Below are 17,309 nucleotides of genomic sequence, written 5' to 3'. Positions count from 1 at the left end.
CTCGTGCCGCCCGAAAGCTTGCCGATCCTCCAATGGCTCGGTATCAAAACGTCAAAATCACTATGATGAACCACTAGAATGAGTCATGCGTCCGCTATTGCATCCAATGCTGATAAATGGGCGAACCGGCGATCCGGCGCTCTATATCGAGACGCTGTTCGAGAAGCGGGCGATTCTATTCGACCTTGGCGACATCACCTCATTGTCGCCACGAAAGATACGACGCCTTGAACACGTGTTCGTTTCGCACGCGCATATCGATCATTTTTATGGATTTGATCGTCTGCTAAGGGTGCTCGTCGGTCGGGAAAAGCAGATCCATCTTTATGGCCCGAACGGTTTCATCAACCACGTCCACCACAAGCTCCAAGCCTATCTCTGGAATCTCGTTGATCGCGAACCCGGTGATCTGACTTTCGTGGTGACAGAGATCGACCCCTCTCTTTCCACTCAAACAGCACGGTTTCGTCTCAAGGCAGCCTTCGCCGCTGAAGTATTGGGTACGGGTCGGATCGACGAAGGCATCGTGGTCAAGGATCCAACCTTCCGGGTATCAACCGCAGCGCTGGAACATCACACGCCATGCCTGGGGTTCGCCGTCGAGGAACCTGCTCACTTGAATATCTGGAAGACCCGGCTCGCAAAACTGGGGCTTCCGGTAGGGCCCTGGTTGAGCGACCTTAAGCGTGCGGTCAGCGAGAGCAAACCGGATGATTTTCCGGTCCGGATCAGCTCCGCCATGACGAGCACGAACGATCATGACATGCCGCTCGGGAAGCTTCGTGACGTATTGACTGTCACTCCGGGCCAAAAGATCGGGTACGTGACCGATGTCGCGGATACGGCGGACAATCGCAAAGCGATCGTCGAACTGGTCAAAGGCGCCGACCTTCTGTTCATTGAATCCGCGTTTGCGAGAGCGGACGTGGCCTTGGCGACCGGGCGCGCCCATCTGACAACCGAGGCGGCCGGGCAAATCGCTCGCCAGGCGGGGGTGCGCAGGGTTGAGCCGTTTCACTTCTCCACCCGCTATACCGGGCAGGACGAGCGAATGCAGGACGAGGTCATGGCGGCCTTTGCCGGACAGCCACGAATGAAAGGTGATCCATAGTGCTCGGTGCGTCGCTTCGAATTCCGCTCAGCCACGGGTTCACGGCGCTGTCGGCTTCACCAATTCTCCCAAATCGGGCTCGCCACAGCGGGATAGTATGCTCCTGCGCACCTCATCGCGCAGCCGCAACACGGAGCCGAAATCCGTGCCCGACGGCGTCACCGGCTCGCCGATTTCTACGGTGACGGCAGTGCGCCTCGGAAACCATTGGCCGCTGCGCAGCAGTGATCGCGTCCCGCAAATAGTGCCCGGCAGGACAGGAAGTCCTGCCTCGGCAGCCACCTTGAATGCACCTAGATAGAAGCCGGACAGGCCCGCCCGGCGGGTGAATGTGCCCTCCGGGAAGAAGACCAGAACGCGATCTTGGCGCGCTAACGCAATCAGCGCCTCGGCATCTGTGAGGCTGCCAGACACATCATAGCGCTCGACAAACGGTATGCCCAGCCGCCGCAGCAGCGAGCCTGCCATAAGCTGCCCGGAAAGCTCCTTCTTGGCTACAATTGCAGGTTCGCCGGGGAGAACCGCCGCCAATACTAGCGCGTCCATATAGCTTGAGTGATTGAACGTGAGCATCGCTCTTCGGCTGGCGATGCGTTCGATACCGATGATCGAAACCGAAACCCCCATCGCCGCGAGCGCGCCGCGACTAATCCCCCTGAGGGCAGACCAGCGCCACGACAAGCGCGGCAGGACGAGCAAAGCAAACGATCCCAACAGAAATGCACCGGCAAGGACTAGCCACCACCAGGCCGCATAGAGCATTTCGCGCGCCAATCGCCCCGACCGCCTTATCTGCGGGCCGACCCCGGAAAACGCCAAACGCAGAAGCTGCCACCACAGGGCACGTCGCGTCGGACCGACGTGACCGCTCGCGTAGAGTTCTTTTGCGGCGCTGCGCCGGATCTTGCCACTCGATGTCTTAGGAACAGTACTCGGTGGTGCGAGCACCACCTCGTCCGGTGGCGTCCCGGCGATGTCTGTTGTGACCTCCTGCGCGCGTGCCTGCAATGCTGCACGCTTCGTCGGATCGGTCTCGCGCGTCTCGGCGAGAACAACCACGCGCTCGGTGCCGGAGCCTCGATCGGCCGCGCCAAAGACGGCGACGCCACCCTTGCGGATTCCCGGAATGCCGGCCACCGCCTCCTCGATCTCCTGAGGGTATAGATGACGGCCGGCGCGAATGATGATGTCCTTGATCCGGCCGGTGATGTAGACGTCGCCGCCGGCCATGTACGCGCGGTCGGCGCTGTCTATCCAGCCGTTGTGAATGAGTTCGCGGGTCTTGATCTCGTTGTGGAAATAGCCGCGTGTCGTGGAGGGGCAGCGAAATTCAAGCCTTCCTTCCCGCCGCTCGCCGAGCTCGTAACCGGCCTCATCGACGATGCGAATCTCGTGACCGGGTAGCGGCTGGCCGCAGGCCACGACCTCGAGCGGTTTCGGGTCGCCCGGCTTTGCCGGCTCAGCCTGCCCATGCAGGCTGAGCCTGTCGCGGTCGACGCGATCGATGACGGGCGGCCGGCCGATCGGCGGGAAAGCGAGTCCGACCGAGCTCTCAGCAAGGCCATAGACAGGCGCCATGGCGCCTGCGGGAAAGCCGTAGCGGCCAAATCGGTCGGTGAATCGGCGCAGTGTCTGCACGCTGACGGGCTCCGCACCGTTGGCAACCATGCGCAAGGAACTGAGATCCAATCCTTCAAGGTCCGCATCGGCTATTTTGTTGAGACACAGCTCGAACCCGAAATTCGGCGACGCAGAAAAGGTGGCGCGAAAGCGGTGGATGGCCCACAGCCAGCTTTCCGGCCGCACGAGGAAGCTCAATGGCGACATGGCATAGAGCGACGCTCCAAAGTGCAGGCATCCGAGCCATGCGCCGATCAAACCCATGTCGTGATAGAGGGGCAGCCAGCTGACAAATATATCAGCCGAGCTGGCCTCCATGACCGCCCCCATCGCCCGGATGTTGGCAAGCAGGTTGGCGTGGCTGAGCAGCACTCCTTTCGGATCGCCGGTACTGCCGGATGTATATTGGATAAGTGCGATCGAATCGGGATCCGCAACCTGCGGCAGCCCGATGATCGCAGTGGCGAGTTCCAGATTCTCGACGCTCTCGGCCGCATTCAGCGTTTCCACCTGCGCGCGGAGCAGGCCGGCAAGCCGCCGGCCCTCGGGCATCGTGATCAGGAGCCGAGCACCGGCGTTGCGCAAGATACCGGTCTGGCGGCGCAGATGCTCCTCGATCTGTGCAAGCCGCATCGGAGGATAAATCGGCACCGGAATAGCGCCGGCGTAAAGAATGCCGAAGAAAGCAACGAAGAAATCGATGCTGGTGGGCAGCATCAAGGCGACCCGGTCCCCGGGGAGAATATCTCGGGCGATCAGGCCGCGAGCCACGTTGCGTGCTCTTGTGGCGAGTTGGCCATATGTCAATGTGCCAAGAATCGTCGTCTCATCTTGCAATACCGTCAGATGCAGACGGTCGGGATGGTGGGCCGCATGCCATTCCAGAACCTCGACCAGGGTCTGTGCTTCGCTCGCGGCTGGCACAGACGGAAGAGCAGGAGCCTGCCGTGTTTCGAGAGCCGTTCGTCCTTGCATCGGTCTGGCCTGTTCCAGCGCCTGCACAAGATCTTGAACGGTTTCGGCCTCGCCGATGGTTTGAGCAGGTAGTCGCACGCGAAATGCACGCTCAATTCGCAGGATGAGTTCGGTGCGGCCCAGGCTGTCGATCCCCAGATCGCGCTCTATGCGGCTCGACGGACGGACGTCAATGAACCTAAAGCGCTGAGGATGTAGTTCGCGCACCAATGCCGCCACGACCGTGATCAAATCTTGTTCGCGCGAATCCTGCCCAGTAACCTTGGCAGGCGAATCTGGTGAACTAAGGCGTTCCGACGTCATCGATCTAACTTCCCGTTCGAGAACGCAACAGTACGGAGCCTCGTCAGCGGTCGCTCCTTCGCTCAACGCTGCTCCTAGCGTTGGAAGCGAAAGGTCGAGCGTCGCATGCCTAATCCCGTCGCACTGATGCGAGCGAGACAAAAGGTCGGCAGCTATGGCACGACAATGACAGCGCAAGGCGCAAGACTAATCAGCTTCTGGCCTACCAAGCAGCAGCCCTGATAAGGCCGCCTCTGCCTCGCCGTCCGATCACGATGGCATCTACCTTCTCCTCCATGATCGCATCTATGATTGCTTGGGCGGGATCACCCCACCACTTGAGGGTCTTGAGCGGCTTCACGTCAGTCCAGCCGGCTCGCTGTTGCGCTTCCTCCAAAAGTCGTTGCCGGCGATGAAGTCTGGAACCCGGCGACCTTGAATATTTCAGTCTGAAACGCCTGACCAGCCTTGACCTGCATCAACAACCCCATCGACGAGGTCCGGCTATTTAATCGGCAATTTACTCGGCGCTCAGGAGGCAGATCATGAATGAACTGAAACTGCGTGACGATATTCTGGATGAACTCGCTTATGAGCCCATTGTCGATGCTGCTCATATTGGCGTGGCCGTAGATCGGGACATTGTAACGCTTACCGGACATGTCAGCAGCTATGCGCAAAAGCTGGCGGCAATAGCCGCCGCGCGCCGGGTAAAGGGCGTGCATGGAATCGCGGACGAAATCGAAGTTCGCGATGCTTCGGATGTAAAGGCGTCTGACGACGAGATCGCCAGGCGCGCGGTCGACGTGCTGTCCTGGGACAGCGTCGTTCCCGCCAACGCGATACAGGTGACGGTGCGCGACGGCTTGGTGACTTTGACCGGCAAAGTCAACTGGTACTATCAAAAGAGCAGCGCCGAGCGCGATGTCCGAAGGCTGTCGGGGGTGCGCAGTATCGTCAACAATATCGAGATAGTGCCGCATGCAAAGGCCGACAACGTAAAAATGAAGATCGAAGCGGCCCTGAGAAGGCGTGCCGAAATCGAAGCTAAGGATATAAGTGTCACCGTTCGAGACGATGATGAAGTCATGCTCGAAGGTAAGGTTCGCAATTGGGACGAGAAGTTTGCCGTCGAGAACGCGGCCTGGTCGGCCCCCGGCGTAAAGAACGTCAAGGACCGGCTGACGATAGGATCGTAGCATTCTGGCCGACATCACCTCTGTTCAATGAGGAGGAAGTAATGCAAACCCCGGTTGAAATAGAATTTCAGGACATGGTTGCCAATCCTGCGGTTCAGGGCATGATCGCGGACCATGTGAAGAAGCTTGAACAACTCTATGGTCGCATTACAGCGTGCCACATCGTCGTCAAAGGTCCCGGGAATCGTCACAGAACGGGCGGCCTGTATGACATCAACATTCGATTGGCGCTGCCCGATGGTCGCGAAGTCGATATCGGGCGGACGCCGAAGGAAGACGAGCGACATTCGGATTTGCCGTTTGCCATAAACGATGCGTTCAAGCGGGCAGGCAGGCGACTTCAGGATAGCGCGCGGCGCATGGAAGGGATGGTCAAGAGCCACGAAGGGCAGCCCATCGGAACTGTCGTACGACTGGACCCCGCCGGTGAATTCGGATTCCTTCGATCAAACGATGGCCAGGAGATCTACTTCCATCGCAACAGCGTTCTTGACGGAGCGTTTTCCGAACTGGCCGTCGGCTCCCGGGTCGTGTTTACCGACGAGATCGGCGAAAAGGGCGCGCAGGCAACCACGGTCAAACTGCTCGGAAAACACGGGTTAAGGGTCTAACGCTCCTCGTTCGTTGGCGCGCTTTATCTATCGTACGCTTCGACCGACCAGCGCCGGCCGGGGCGTATGCTTGCAATTTTGAAGCAGCCACCGCTCCGTGCAGCCGCCAACTCACTCCCATCCGCCGGCGGGCCGGGTGATCAGATTGTCGTTGACCGCGCAAACTCCAGGGGTGGATTCGGCGGCAACCTTGATGGCCTTCCGCTCGTCAGCGGATTCTGCCATGCCCCAAAGATCCACAACACCTGCATTGACGGTCACATTCAGCAGCGCGGTATGCGCCCACGGCTGCTTTTTCAGGTGAGATAGTATCGTTTCGCGGATGGTCGTATCGGAAAGCGGAACATCGAGCAGCTCGCGTGCCGTTGCCACGGCCTGAACGAGATTTGCCCGGCTGACGATGCCGACCAACTGGCCGTTCTCCAGAATAGGCACCCTTTTGATCGCATTCTTCTCCATCAGGGTCGCGACCTCGTGCAGCGGCGCCTGAGGGGAGGCTGTGATGACCTTGCGGGTCATGACATCCGAAACTTGGCGGCCGTGAGATTTGACATATTCGGCCGCGAGCGTGTTGTCCCCGATAAATGCCTTAAGCCACCATGAGCGGTGTCGCTCTGTGCCGGCCTCAACGCGGTGCAGGAGGTCGCCTTCGCTGACAATGCCGACGAGCTTTTCCTGACTGTCGATCACCGGTGCTGCGCTGATCCTTTTGTTCAGGAGTAACTCTGCCAGCTGCTTCACTGTGGTGGAAGGCGTCACCGTGATGACGGGTGCAACCATAACGTCACGAGCAAACATAGTAGACCTCCCTCACTATCTAATCAGCAGATCGCTTCGGCGCGCTGCCGTCGTTGATACAAATCAACAATTACGCGAAGTCGCCGGCCGCGATGGATTGGATGCCCAGGTTTTGGAAGGCGGATCTCGCTGCTGCCGCCGATCCGCCGACATCGATACTGCGGCAGGCATCCTCGATCACCAGAACGGAAAAGCCGGCCCGTCGCGCGTCCTCGGCCGAGTAGCGGACGCAAAAATCGTATGCCAGCCCGGCGAGAAAGACACGTGTCAGCGAGCGCTCGCGCAAATACCCGATAAGACCGGTCGGCGTCCGACGGTCGTTCTCGTAAAACGCCGAATATGAATCGATCGTGCGATGAAACCCCTTGCGCAGTATCATGGTGGCTTGCGGAACGCATAACGACTCGTGAAATTGAGCCCCTGACGTTCCTTGCACGCAATGGTCCGGCCAGAGGATCTGAGGACCATAAGGGGCGGCAATGATGTCGTTTGGTTGCTTTCCCGGGTGCATCGAAGCGAACGAAAAATGGTCGTGCGGGTGCCAGTCCTGGGTGACGACGATGTTCGCAAACTGCCCGACAAGCCGATTTATGACGGGCACCACATCGCTGCCGCCTGGCACCGGAAGGTGACCTCCGGGGCAAAAATCATTCTGGACATCGATAACGATCAATACATCCGTATCGCCCGCGATCATATGAGCGCCCATCTTTGCGGCTCCAGCTTCGCTCGTATAACTATCGGCGCCCTTGAGGAGCTGACCCTGATCTGAATCAATTCCGACCCGTCGCGCGGTGCGATATTCCCTTGGCAAATTCGGCCTTTCGTGGGTTCCGACATGCCCGTGCAGAATGCGGAAATCGCCGCCATGTTCGACCAGGCTGCCGAACTGCTCGAGATTGGCGGCGAGAACCAGTTTCGCGTGCGCGCCTACCGCCGTGCCGCGCGCGAGATCGAAGGCCTGCCCAAGGCGGTCGCAAGCCTGCTGAAGTCCGGAGGCGATCTGTCGGAGCTGCCGGGGATTGGCAAGGATCTCGCCGGCAAGATCGCCGATATCGTCAAGACCGGACATTTCGGTCTGCTCGACACCTTGAAGAAGAAGCTGCCTGGCGAACTCGGCGAGATGGCGGCTCTTCCCGGCCTCGGACCGAAGCGCATCAAGCTGCTCTATGACAAGCTGAAAGTGCGTACCCTCAACGACCTTCGTCAAGCCATCAAGACCGGGCGTTTGCGCGAGCTTCGCGGGTTCGGGCCTGTGATCGAGAAGAAGTTGCTCGGTGCGCTTGAAAAGCCGCAGCCCGCAAAGCGGTTCAAGCTCTCGGTGGCCGAAGCCGAGGCTGAAGCGCTGGTTGGTTTTCTCCGCGATCGCGGACGCGTTGTCGTCGCCGGAAGCTATCGCAGGCGCCGCGACACGGTCGGCGATCTGGATGTGCTGGTGACTGCGAAGAATGGTGCCGCGGTTGGAAACAGGCTGGTGGAATATGACAACGTCGCGCAAGTCGTCGCTCATGGGTCGACGCGCACCACCGTGATGCTGCGCTCCGGCTTGCAGGTTGATGTTCGTGCGGTGCCGGAGGAAAGCTATGGCGCAGCACTTCTGTACTTCACCGGTTCGAAAGCCCACAACATCGCGCTGCGCGGGCTTGCCAATCAATACGGATGGAAGCTGAACGAATACGGATTGTTCTCCGGCCAGCGGCGGATTGCCGGTGCCACGGAGGAGGATGTCTACGAGAAGCTCAAGCTGGCATACATCGTGCCGGAGTTGCGCGAGGACCACGGGGAGATTGCGGCGGCCCAGGCCGGCAAGCTGCCCAGGCTCGTGAAGCTCTCCGATGTACGAGGTGACCTTCACGTGCACTCCGACTGGACCGATGGTACCGTCACCATCGCTGAAATGGCGACGGCGGCGCAGGCGCGCGGTTACGAATACATCGCCCTGACCGACCATAGCCGCCGGGTCGCCATGACACACGGTCTCGATCCGGCGCGCCTGGCACGCCAGATCCACGAAATCGACCGGCTCAACGAAAAGCTCAAGAACCTCACGATCCTCAGGGGTATCGAGGTCGACATCCTCCGGGACGGCAGTCTCGACCTGCCGGATTCAAGCCTGGCGAAGCTCGATATCGTGGTGGCCGCGGTGCATTCGCATTTCGACCTCCCGCGTCAGGCGCAGACCGAGCGCGTCGTCCGTGCCATGGAAAACCGTCATGTGTCCATTCTGGCGCATCCGACCGGACGATTGATCGGCGAGCGCGAGCCTTATGACATCGACATGGATCTCGTGATCTCGGCCGCGCGCAAAGCCGGATGTTACCTCGAGATCAATGCGGAGCCGGATCGTCTGGATTTGAACGATCTTCATGCCCACGCGGCGAAGCTCGCCGGGGTAAAGCTCGCGGTCTCGACGGACGCGCATTCAATCGATGCGTTTGAGTGCATGCGGTTCGGAATCGATCAGGCGCGGCGCGCCTGGCTCACGGCGAACGACGTGCTGAACACCCGGCCACTTGCCGAATTGCGCAAGCTGCTGAAGCGGTGAGCCACGTCCGGGCTCGAAGGTGCGCGGGGCGGAGGATTTCATGAGAAAGCGACGCTGGATCTGGGCGTTTCTCTTCGCAGCAAGACCTTCCATCCCTTGCAAGGACAAGGTCGGTAACCGGCGTTAGATGCCACCTCACAGCGGACTGGCCACATGTATCCTGCGACAAGCCCTCTGCTGACTGATTTGTATCAGCTGAACATGCTTCAGGCGTACCTGGACCATGGTCGGCTGGATACGGCTGTATTCGAGTTCTTCGTGCGTCGGCTTCCAGCTCGCAGAGGCTTCCTCATGGCGGCTGGACTGGAGCAGGCCCTCGACTTTCTTGAGAACCTGCAGTTCTCGAACGAAGACATCAATTGGCTCCGGCAAAACTATCGGTTTACGGATCGGTTTCTCGACTACCTCGCGAGCCTGCGCTTCACTGGCGATGTCGATGCCATGCCGGAAGGCAGCATTTTCTTCGCTAACGAACCGATCATCCGGGTGACCGCGCCGCTTCCGGAAGCGCAGCTGGTCGAAACCCGCCTTATCAACATCCTTCACTTTCAGTCCCTTATCGCTTCCAAGGCGGCACGGATGGTGCTTGCCGCACCGGGCAAGCAACTGGTCGATTTTGGGCTGCGGCGGGCGCACGGAGGGGAGGCCGGGCTGATGGCCGCGCGAGCCAGTTACCTGGCGGGATTTGCCGGAACGGCGACGGTTCTTGCTCGGAAAGATTTCGGAATTCCGGTGTTCGGTACGATGGCGCACTCTTTCATCCAGGCGCACGACGATGAAACAGCCGCTTTCTCAGCATTTGCTCGCTCGCGGCCCGACAATCTTGTCTTGCTCATCGACACCTACGATACCGAAGCCGCAGCCCGAAAGGTCGTCGCACTGGCGCCTCGCCTGAAGCAAGCAGGGATAGCCGTGCACGGGGTCCGTCTCGACAGTGGCGACCTGGTCGCGTTGTCGAAGAGTGTTCGGCGCATTCTGGACGAGGGAGACCTGCAGCATGTGACTATTTTGGCGAGCGGGGGTCTGGACGAAGACGAACTTGTGAGGATTTTGGGTGCAAATGCCCCGATTGATGGTTTCGGGGTCGGCACCAGCCTGACGACGTCCTCAGACGTGCCGGCACTCGATTGCGCCTACAAGCTTCAAGAATATGCCGGCATAGCGCGGCGCAAACGGTCTGTCGGAAAAGCCACATGGCCCGGCCGCAAGCAAGTCTGGCGCAGTTTTGGGGCCGACGGACGCATGACTGGCGATGTGCTAGCTCTCCAAGATGATCGACAGGCGGGCGAACCGCTGCTGTTGCCCTTCATGCGCCATGGCCGGCGTCTCGCTGCGCCTCCGACACTACCCGATATCCGAAAGAGGGCGGCGCAGGGCCTTTCGCAGTTGCCCGAGTCGTTGCGCCACCTGAGTGACGGCACAACGCTCCCGGTCGCCGTAACGCCGGGACTGATAGCGCTCGCGGCGGAAGTCGATCGCCGATGCGCAGGCATCACGTGACGAGAATGGCCGGGCATCCCCTGTTGGGCTGCTCCGTACCTTCTGAAATAAAACCAGCTGCCGAGGCCATGTCGCCACCAAGAAACAAAGGCGTGGGCGCGACTTGATCCATCTCAAATCGGCACGGTCTACGACCGCTAATTATGCCTTCGGAATTGGGCTGCGGGAACGGCCGCCGGATGCCCTGCCAATTCGAAAGATATGCCCATGAACGTGTCTGATATAATGCGCCGTTCCTTTGCAACGATCAAACCCGATGCGCCGCTCTTGGACGCCGCGCATTTGCTGATTGAGACCAATCAGCGCGGCCTGCCGGTGATCGACCGCGACGGGGCGCTTGTCGGCGTCATTTCGGAGGGCGATTTCTTGCATCGGACCGAGCTCGATATCAGCCCGCCGCCCGGAAACTGGTTGGAAGAATTGCTTGGCATCGAAGAAGATACCCCGGCTCGCCGGCGCATGCGTGCCCGACTGGTCCGTGAGGTGATGGCGCGCGACCCGATCTGCGTCGATGAGGAAGCGACCCTCGACGAGGTCGTCGCGTTGATGGATACGCGCCATGTCGCACAGCTCCCCGTTGTCTGCGGTGGCTCCGTGGTCGGTATCGTAGGCCGTGCCGAGTTGTTGGCCACCGTCGCGCGCGCGTTAAGTCCGGTTTCAGGAGGATCGTAGGTGCCGTGCAGGCATCGCGACTCGATACTCTTTGTATGCCGAGCCGCCCCGAAGCCGATCCTGGATCAAGTGAATCTGGAGGATGCATGCATCGACATATCCTGATCCCGACCGACGGCTCTGAGCTGTCACTGAATGCAATCGACTATGGCATGGCTCTGGCGAAGTCGGTCAATGCCAAAGTCACGGTACTGACCGTGTCGATGCCATTTCACCCGTTCGCGGTTGAGCCAAGCATGATCACCGATACGCCGGAACGTTACGGAAAGCGCATGGCGACCCTTGCCGCCAAATACCTCACGGTGGCGAAGGAGGCCGCAGTGGCAACCGGTGTGAGCTGCGAGACGATGCGCATCGAGCACGATCAGCCATATCTGGCCATCATCGAGACGGCGGCACAAAAATCCTGCGATCTGATTGTCATGGCTTCGCATGGCCGTCGTGGGGTTGCAGCGATCGTGCTCGGGAGCGAAACCGTCAAGGTGCTGACACACAGCACCATCCCGGTACTCGTCGTTCGGCCGCCGCACCAGGGAGTCTTCGCGGCACTGGCGTCGCTGACCTGACGGAGGTTTGGGACAGCCGCTTGAGGGTCTTGACCCACGTCAAGGCTCCCGCGATATCGGCCGTTATCTTGTCGGCGCAAAATGGCCTCTAGGTCGACCATGGAATGGCAGCGTATCCGGAAGCGCCCCGAGGACTATGTCGGCGCCAACCTTCAAGGTTACGAAGAGTACGCCAAGCGATTTGCCTGGTCGCAGGCGCGGGCCATGCTCGATGGTCTGCCTGGTGGCGGGATCAACATCGCGCATGAGGCCGTCGATCGACACGTGTTTGCGGGCCACGCCGACAAGCTGGCGCTGCGCTGGATCGGGCGCGACGACCAGGTTCGCGATTTCAACTACGCGGCTCTACGCGCGCAAACGAACTGGTTTGCCAATATCCTGGCGGAGCGCGGGGTGGCGAAAGGCGAGCGGGTATTCTCGCTTCTTGGCCGCGTGCCCGAACTGTACATCGCCGCTCTCGGAACGCTCAAGAACGGCAGCGTCTTCTCGCCATTGTTCTCGGCATTCGGTCCGGAGCCCATCAAGGCCCGTATGACGATCGGCAATGCCAAGGCGCTTGTCACCTCCGAGGCGTTTTACCGGCGGAAGATAGAACCTTGGCGAAAAGAACTCGCGAGCCTGCAGCACGTCTTCCTCACTGAATGTTCGAGCAGTCTTCCCGCAGGCACCATCGATCTGTCCGCGGCCTTGGCGCAAGCGTCGGATACGTTCGATACGGTATGGACGGGTGCCGAAGACATGGCTTTGCTACACTTCACCAGCGGGACGACTGGACGACCGAAGGGCGTCGTGCATGTCCATGAAGCCGTCGTTGCCCATCACATCACCGGCCGGCTCGCGCTCGATCTCCATTCGGATGACATCTTTTGGTGTACCGCCGACCCGGGATGGGTGACCGGTACGTCCTATGGAATCATCTCGCCGCTCACCAACGGTGCGACCATGATCGTCGACCAGGCCGAATTCGATGCGGAACGCTGGTATCGCATCCTGCAAGAACAGAAAGTCACTGTTTGGTATACGGCGCCCACGGCGATCCGCATGCTGATGAAGGTCGGAACTGAAATCACCAAGCGGTTCAACCTGTCCGGACTGCGTCTGATGGCGAGTGTCGGCGAGCCACTCAATCCGGAGGCCGTGGTCTGGAGCGCGGCGACCTTCGGCAAGCCGTTCCACGACAACTGGTGGCAGACGGAAACCGGAGGAATCATGATCTCCAACTACCCGTCGATGGACGTGAAGCCGGGGTCGATGGGCCGCCCGCTGCCGGGAGTCATCGCTGGCATCATCGAGCGCCTTGAAGACGGGACCGTGCGCGAAATCACCAAACCGATGGCCATGGGCGAGCTCGCGCTTCGCCCGGGCTGGCCGTCGATGATGCGCGCCTATCTCAACGAAGAGGAACGCTATCGCAAGTGCTTCGTAGGCGGCTGGTATCTGACCGGCGACCTCGCGATGCGCGACGGCGAGGGCTACTACTGGTTCGTCGGCCGGGCGGACGACGTGATCAAGAGCGCCGGCCATCTCATCGGCCCGTTCGAAGTGGAAAGCGCGCTGATGGAGCACCCGGCCGTGGCCGAGGCCGGCGTGATCGGCATTCCCGACCCGACCGCCGGCGAGATGGTCAAGGCATTCGTTGCCCTCAAGAACGGCTTCAAGTCCAGCGATGCGCTCCGCAAGGAATTGCTTGGCCATGCGCGCCAGCGTCTCGGCCCGGCTATTGCGCCAAAGGACATCGCCTTTCGCCAGAATCTGCCGAAGACGCGCAGCGGCAAGATCATGCGTCGCTTGCTCAAGGCCCGTGAGCTGGGCCTGCCAGTGGGCGACATCTCGACGCTCGAAAGCGAGGAGCGATGACCCCGCCCACCGACAAGCCGCGCCTGTCGCGCGAACACATGCTGGGCTTGTTGAAGCAGATGATCCGTATTCGTCGCTTCGAGGCCAAGTGCGCCGAACTCTACACCCAGGAAAAGATCCGGGGCTTCATGCACCTCTACGACGGCGAGGAAGCGGTTGCCGTCGGCGTCATCCCGGTGCTGGAGAAGCGCGACAGGATCGTGGCAACCTACCGCGAGCATGGACACGCCCTGGTGCGCGGCGTGCCGATGACCACGGTGCTTGCGGAGATGTACGGGAAGCAGGATGGCTGCAGCCGGGGACGCGGCGGCTCCATGCACCTGTTCGATCGTGCGACAAATTTCTATGGCGGCAACGCCATCGTGGGCGGCGGTCTGCCGACGGCGGTCGGACTTGCGCTCGCCGATCGCATGCGCGGTGACGATAGCATCACGGCCTGCTTCTTCGGCGAGGGCGCTGTTGCCGAGGGCGAGTTTCATGAAAGTTTGAATCTGGCCGCGCTTTGGGGATTGCCGGTGCTGTTCGTATGCGAAAACAACCTTTACGCCATGGGAACGGCCCTGGCCATTTCGGAATCTGAAACCAATATTCAGCGCAAGGCGGCGTGCTATCAGATCGCTTCCGAAGCGGTCGATGGCATGGATGTAATCGCCGTCGAGGCCGCCGCGCGCCGGGCGGTGCAGGCCGTACGCGAAACCCGCAAACCCTATTTTTTGGAATGCCGGACTTATCGGTTGCGCGCGCATTCGATGTTCGACGCTCAACTGTATCGCGACAAGGCCGAGGTCGAGGTCTGGCGGCACAAGGAACCGATCGTGCGCTATCAGGGGTGGCTGGAGGCCAATCACCTGATTCATCCGGAAGACCTGGCGCGCATGGAGTCCGAAGTGGCGGCCGAGATTGCTGAGGCAGTCGCATTCGGCGAAGCCGGGACATGGGAACCGGTCGAGCAGCTCACCCGCTTCACCTACGCAGAAGCAGCCGCGCAAGCCGATCGCTGAGGTGTCATGCCGCAAGAGATGATCCATCCCGGAACGACCGAACTCACCTACCGCGACGCGGTGCGTGAGGCGATCCGCGATGCAATGCGCCGCGATGACCGCGTCTTTCTAATGGGTGAGGATGTCGGCCGCTATGGCGGCTGCTATGCGGTGAGCAAGGGACTCCTGGCCGAGTTCGGCCCCGAGCGGATCCGCGATACGCCCCTGTCGGAGTCCGGCTTCACCGGCGCCGGCATCGGCGCGGCGATGGCCGGTATGCGCCCAATCGTCGAGTTGATGACGGTAAATTTCAGCCTTCTCGCGCTCGACCAAATTTTCAATAGCGCGGTTACCGTGCGCCACATGTCGGGAAATCAGTTCGGTGTTCCGCTGGTCATTCGCATGGCGACGGGCGCCGGCCGCCAGTTAGCGGCCCAGCATTCGCATAGCCTCGAAGGCTGGTATGCGCATATACCGGGTATCAAGGTGCTGGCGCCGGCGACCGTGGAGGATGCGCGCGGCATGTTGTGGATGGCGTTGCAGGACCCTGATCCGGCGCTGATCTTCGAAAACGTGATGCTTTACAACATGACGGGAAAGCTGGCCGCTGACGCTGGCCCGGTGAATATCGACAAGGCCGCAGTTCGGCGGCCCGGGCGCGATATTTCGCTCATCACCTACGGCGGTTCGCTGTGGAAGACGCTCGAAGCCGCCACGGTCCTTGCTGGCGAGAATATCGATGCGGAGGTGATCGATTTGCGCAGCCTGAGGCCGCTCGATGACGCGACCATCATGACGTCGGTCGCCAGGACGCGCCGAGCGATCATCGTCGACGAAGGGTGGCGGAGTGGCAGCCTGTCGGCGGAAATTGGCATGCGTATGGTCGAGCAGGTATTCTGGGAACTGGATGCCCCGATCGGCCGGGTGTGCAGCGCGGAGGTGCCAATTCCATATGCCCGGCATCTCGAGAATGCGGCCATCCCGCAGGTGCCCAATATCGTCGCGGCCGCCAAAGCCGTGTTTGGGCGGGCATAAACCGTGACCGAATTCCGCATGCCCTCCCTCGGTGCCGACATGGAAGCCGGCACGCTGGTGGAGTGGCTGGTCAAACCGGGCGATCGGGTCAAGCCCGGCGACATCGTTGCCGTGGTCGAGACCCAGAAAGGCGCGATCGAGATCGAAATCTTCGAGGCCGGCAAGATCGAGCAGCTTCTCGTCGGTGTCGACACCAAGGTGCCGGTCGGGACGCCCTTGGCGCGGATCCAGACCGAACCCGAAGGACCGCCTGGCGCGGTAGCAGCCGCTCCGCCGCCGGCGGCGCCGGCCGTCCCGCTCGCGACGCCGCCTTTGGTGCGGGCGCCCGTTACCCCGCCATCGCCACCGCCCGTCTCGCCAGCCGCGGCGGCACGCGCGCGGGTGTCGCCAGCCGCGCGGCGGCTCGCCGAAGCGTGCGGGATCGATCTCTCGACGGTGAGCGGAAGCGGCCCGGCCGGCGCGATCGTCTATGCGGACGTCGAGCGCCGTCTCGGCGAGGCCGTCGCACCACCGGAACGGAAGCGAGCGCCCGGGCTCGATCTTGACGCGATGCGATCGGCAATTGCCGCCGCCATGGCGCGATCAAAGCGGGAAATTCCCCACTATTATCTCGCGCATGACGTCGACGTCACGGCCTGCGTGCAATGGTTGACCCGCACGAACGCGGCGCGGCCGCCCGACGACCGACTGTTGATCGGCGCGCTCGCCATCAAGGCGCTTGCTCTGGCTGCGCGCCGCTTCCCCGCGTTTAACGGGTTCTACCGCGATGGCAAATTCGAACCGGCGAGCGCGGTGCATGTCGGCGTCGCCATCGCCATTCGCGGTGGCGGGTTGGCGGCGCCAGCCCTGCATCAAGCCGATCGAACCTCGGTCGATGAGTTGATGGCGCGTATGCGCGACCTCGTTCAACGAACCCGTGCCGGCCGCATTCGCAGCTCGGAGTTTTCCGATCCGACAATCACGGTTACGAGTCTCGGGGAACGCGGTGTCGAAACGCTGTACGGCATTATCTATCCGCCACAGGTGGCGATTGTCGGTATCGGCAAGATGGTGACGCGGCCATGGGTTATCGACGGCGCCATCGGTCCACGTTCGGTGGTCACCATCACGCTGTCTGCCGATCATCGCGTCAGCGATGGACATGCGGGCGCATTGTTCCTGGCCGAGATCGGCCGCCTGCTGCAGGAGCCAGACAAGCTATGAATGACATCGACATTCGTCAGGTGGTGCAGGAAGAGCTTAACAACATCGCGCCCGAGGTTGATCTGGCGAGCGTCGATCCGGCCGCGGATCTGCGCGAGGCCCTCGACATCGACTCCATGGATTTCCTGAACTTCGTCACGGCCATTCACCATCGACTCGGGGTCGAAATACCTGAGCTCGACTATCCAAAGCTTGTCACCCTCGACGGCGCGGTGGCGTACATCGCGGCGAAACTCGGAACGAGCAAGACGTAAGGGGGCCGCCCGGCTGTTTGACGCCATCGACCTGGTCGTTGTGATGCGATCGCGGAAATCGGATGGCCGCGTACGAAGATTGGGGTTGGTAGCGCCCCGAC

General features: G+C 61.1%; 16 protein-coding genes. 12 read left to right on the top strand and 4 right to left on the bottom strand.

Features of this window, described 5'->3' with window-relative positions; translation table 11 throughout:
- Nucleotides 1-85 precede the first annotated feature (85 nt).
- Nucleotides 86-1,111 (top strand): MBL fold metallo-hydrolase, encoded by a 1,026-nt coding sequence (locus JQ624_RS31760; RefSeq protein WP_249130218.1) that lies wholly within the window; start codon nucleotides 86-88, stop codon nucleotides 1,109-1,111.
- A gap of 39 nt (nucleotides 1,112-1,150) precedes the next feature.
- Here JQ624_RS31760 and JQ624_RS31755 read toward each other — a convergent pair whose 3' ends face one another.
- Together JQ624_RS31755 and JQ624_RS39800 are read right to left on the bottom strand one after the other, a co-directional pair.
- Nucleotides 1,151-4,009, bottom strand: coding sequence for an AMP-binding protein (locus JQ624_RS31755; protein ID WP_212422839.1), 2,859 nt, complete (start codon nucleotides 4,007-4,009; stop codon nucleotides 1,151-1,153).
- Nucleotides 4,010-4,211: 202 nt separating this feature from the next.
- Nucleotides 4,212-4,436 carry a universal stress protein gene (locus JQ624_RS39800; protein ID WP_409334397.1) on the bottom strand — a complete coding sequence of 75 codons (225 nt, stop codon included), beginning with the start codon at nucleotides 4,434-4,436 and terminating at the stop codon, nucleotides 4,212-4,214.
- Between the two features lie 97 nt (nucleotides 4,437-4,533).
- On the opposite strand from JQ624_RS39800, the gene JQ624_RS31745 reads away from it, so the two are divergent.
- Nucleotides 4,534-5,187 carry a BON domain-containing protein gene (locus tag JQ624_RS31745; protein WP_212422837.1) on the top strand — a complete coding sequence of 218 codons (654 nt, stop codon included), beginning with the start codon at nucleotides 4,534-4,536 and terminating at the stop codon, nucleotides 5,185-5,187.
- 41 nt (nucleotides 5,188-5,228) lie between these two features.
- Nucleotides 5,229-5,798 carry an HPF/RaiA family ribosome-associated protein gene (locus JQ624_RS31740; protein WP_212422836.1) on the top strand — a complete coding sequence of 190 codons (570 nt, stop codon included), beginning with the start codon at nucleotides 5,229-5,231 and terminating at the stop codon, nucleotides 5,796-5,798.
- A 111-nt stretch (nucleotides 5,799-5,909) separates the two neighbouring features.
- On the opposite strand, the gene JQ624_RS31735 is transcribed toward JQ624_RS31740, so the two are convergent.
- Complete coding sequence (locus JQ624_RS31735) at nucleotides 5,910-6,596, bottom strand: CBS domain-containing protein (RefSeq protein ID WP_212422835.1); 687 nt, start codon at nucleotides 6,594-6,596, stop codon at nucleotides 5,910-5,912.
- Nucleotides 6,597-6,666: 70 nt separating this feature from the next.
- The gene (gene pncA / locus JQ624_RS31730; RefSeq protein ID WP_249130217.1) at nucleotides 6,667-7,305 is read right to left on the bottom strand and encodes a bifunctional nicotinamidase/pyrazinamidase; all 639 of its coding nucleotides are present in this window, start codon (nucleotides 7,303-7,305) and stop codon (nucleotides 6,667-6,669) included.
- Between the two features lie 129 nt (nucleotides 7,306-7,434).
- Between pncA and polX the strand changes: the two genes are divergently transcribed.
- The 9 genes from polX (at nucleotide 7,435) to JQ624_RS31685 (ending at nucleotide 17,208) form a co-directional block, all read left to right on the top strand.
- Nucleotides 7,435-9,141: a DNA polymerase/3'-5' exonuclease PolX gene (polX, locus tag JQ624_RS31725; protein ID WP_212422834.1), complete on the top strand. Its 1,707-nt coding sequence runs from the start codon at nucleotides 7,435-7,437 to the stop codon at nucleotides 9,139-9,141.
- 153 nt (nucleotides 9,142-9,294) lie between these two features.
- Nucleotides 9,295-10,641, top strand: a complete 1,347-nt coding sequence (locus JQ624_RS31720; protein ID WP_212422833.1) for a nicotinate phosphoribosyltransferase — start codon at nucleotides 9,295-9,297, stop codon at nucleotides 10,639-10,641.
- A gap of 207 nt (nucleotides 10,642-10,848) precedes the next feature.
- Nucleotides 10,849-11,313: a CBS domain-containing protein gene (locus JQ624_RS31715; RefSeq protein WP_249130216.1), complete on the top strand. Its 465-nt coding sequence runs from the start codon at nucleotides 10,849-10,851 to the stop codon at nucleotides 11,311-11,313.
- An 86-nt stretch (nucleotides 11,314-11,399) separates the two neighbouring features.
- On the top strand, nucleotides 11,400-11,879 hold the full coding sequence (locus JQ624_RS31710) for a universal stress protein (protein WP_212422845.1): 480 nt from the start codon (nucleotides 11,400-11,402) through the stop codon (nucleotides 11,877-11,879).
- A gap of 99 nt (nucleotides 11,880-11,978) precedes the next feature.
- Nucleotides 11,979-13,736, top strand: a complete 1,758-nt coding sequence (gene acsA, locus JQ624_RS31705; RefSeq protein ID WP_212422831.1) for an acetate--CoA ligase — start codon at nucleotides 11,979-11,981, stop codon at nucleotides 13,734-13,736.
- 59 nt (nucleotides 13,737-13,795) lie between these two features.
- Nucleotides 13,796-14,737, top strand: a complete 942-nt coding sequence (gene pdhA / locus JQ624_RS31700; protein ID WP_249130220.1) for a pyruvate dehydrogenase (acetyl-transferring) E1 component subunit alpha — start codon at nucleotides 13,796-13,798, stop codon at nucleotides 14,735-14,737.
- A 6-nt stretch (nucleotides 14,738-14,743) separates the two neighbouring features.
- Entirely contained in the window at nucleotides 14,744-15,751 is a 1,008-nt protein-coding gene (locus JQ624_RS31695; protein ID WP_249130215.1) for an alpha-ketoacid dehydrogenase subunit beta, read from the top strand.
- Nucleotides 15,752-15,769: 18 nt separating this feature from the next.
- On the top strand, nucleotides 15,770-16,954 hold the full coding sequence (locus JQ624_RS31690) for a dihydrolipoamide acetyltransferase family protein (RefSeq protein WP_212422829.1): 1,185 nt from the start codon (nucleotides 15,770-15,772) through the stop codon (nucleotides 16,952-16,954).
- Nucleotides 16,951-17,208 carry an acyl carrier protein gene (locus JQ624_RS31685; RefSeq protein WP_212422828.1) on the top strand — a complete coding sequence of 86 codons (258 nt, stop codon included), beginning with the start codon at nucleotides 16,951-16,953 and terminating at the stop codon, nucleotides 17,206-17,208. Before JQ624_RS31690 ends, JQ624_RS31685 begins: the two co-directional genes overlap by 4 nt.
- Nucleotides 17,209-17,309 lie beyond the last annotated feature (101 nt).

This window comes from Bradyrhizobium sp. AUGA SZCCT0283, from assembly GCF_018130385.1.
Taxonomy (GTDB): Bacteria; Pseudomonadota; Alphaproteobacteria; order Rhizobiales; family Xanthobacteraceae; genus Bradyrhizobium.
The sequence above is the reverse complement of the archived record's forward strand: the minus strand, read 5'-3'. Positions and strand labels throughout refer to the sequence as shown.

Coding starts and splice junctions, on each gene's coding strand:
- JQ624_RS31760 (WP_249130218.1), top strand. CDS start 86: ATGCGTCCGCTATTGCATCCAATGCTGATAAATGGGCGAACCGGCGAT.
- JQ624_RS31755 (WP_212422839.1), bottom strand. CDS start 4,009: ATGACGTCGGAACGCCTTAGTTCACCAGATTCGCCTGCCAAGGTTACT.
- JQ624_RS31745 (WP_212422837.1), top strand. CDS start 4,534: ATGAATGAACTGAAACTGCGTGACGATATTCTGGATGAACTCGCTTAT.
- JQ624_RS31740 (WP_212422836.1), top strand. CDS start 5,229: ATGCAAACCCCGGTTGAAATAGAATTTCAGGACATGGTTGCCAATCCT.
- JQ624_RS31735 (WP_212422835.1), bottom strand. CDS start 6,596: ATGTTTGCTCGTGACGTTATGGTTGCACCCGTCATCACGGTGACGCCT.
- pncA (WP_249130217.1), bottom strand. CDS start 7,305: ATGGGCGCTCATATGATCGCGGGCGATACGGATGTATTGATCGTTATC.
- polX (WP_212422834.1), top strand. CDS start 7,435: ATGCCCGTGCAGAATGCGGAAATCGCCGCCATGTTCGACCAGGCTGCC.
- JQ624_RS31720 (WP_212422833.1), top strand. CDS start 9,295: ATGTATCCTGCGACAAGCCCTCTGCTGACTGATTTGTATCAGCTGAAC.
- JQ624_RS31715 (WP_249130216.1), top strand. CDS start 10,849: ATGAACGTGTCTGATATAATGCGCCGTTCCTTTGCAACGATCAAACCC.
- JQ624_RS31710 (WP_212422845.1), top strand. CDS start 11,400: ATGCATCGACATATCCTGATCCCGACCGACGGCTCTGAGCTGTCACTG.
- acsA (WP_212422831.1), top strand. CDS start 11,979: ATGGAATGGCAGCGTATCCGGAAGCGCCCCGAGGACTATGTCGGCGCC.
- pdhA (WP_249130220.1), top strand. CDS start 13,796: ATGATCCGTATTCGTCGCTTCGAGGCCAAGTGCGCCGAACTCTACACC.
- JQ624_RS31695 (WP_249130215.1), top strand. CDS start 14,744: ATGCCGCAAGAGATGATCCATCCCGGAACGACCGAACTCACCTACCGC.
- JQ624_RS31690 (WP_212422829.1), top strand. CDS start 15,770: ATGCCCTCCCTCGGTGCCGACATGGAAGCCGGCACGCTGGTGGAGTGG.
- JQ624_RS31685 (WP_212422828.1), top strand. CDS start 16,951: ATGAATGACATCGACATTCGTCAGGTGGTGCAGGAAGAGCTTAACAAC.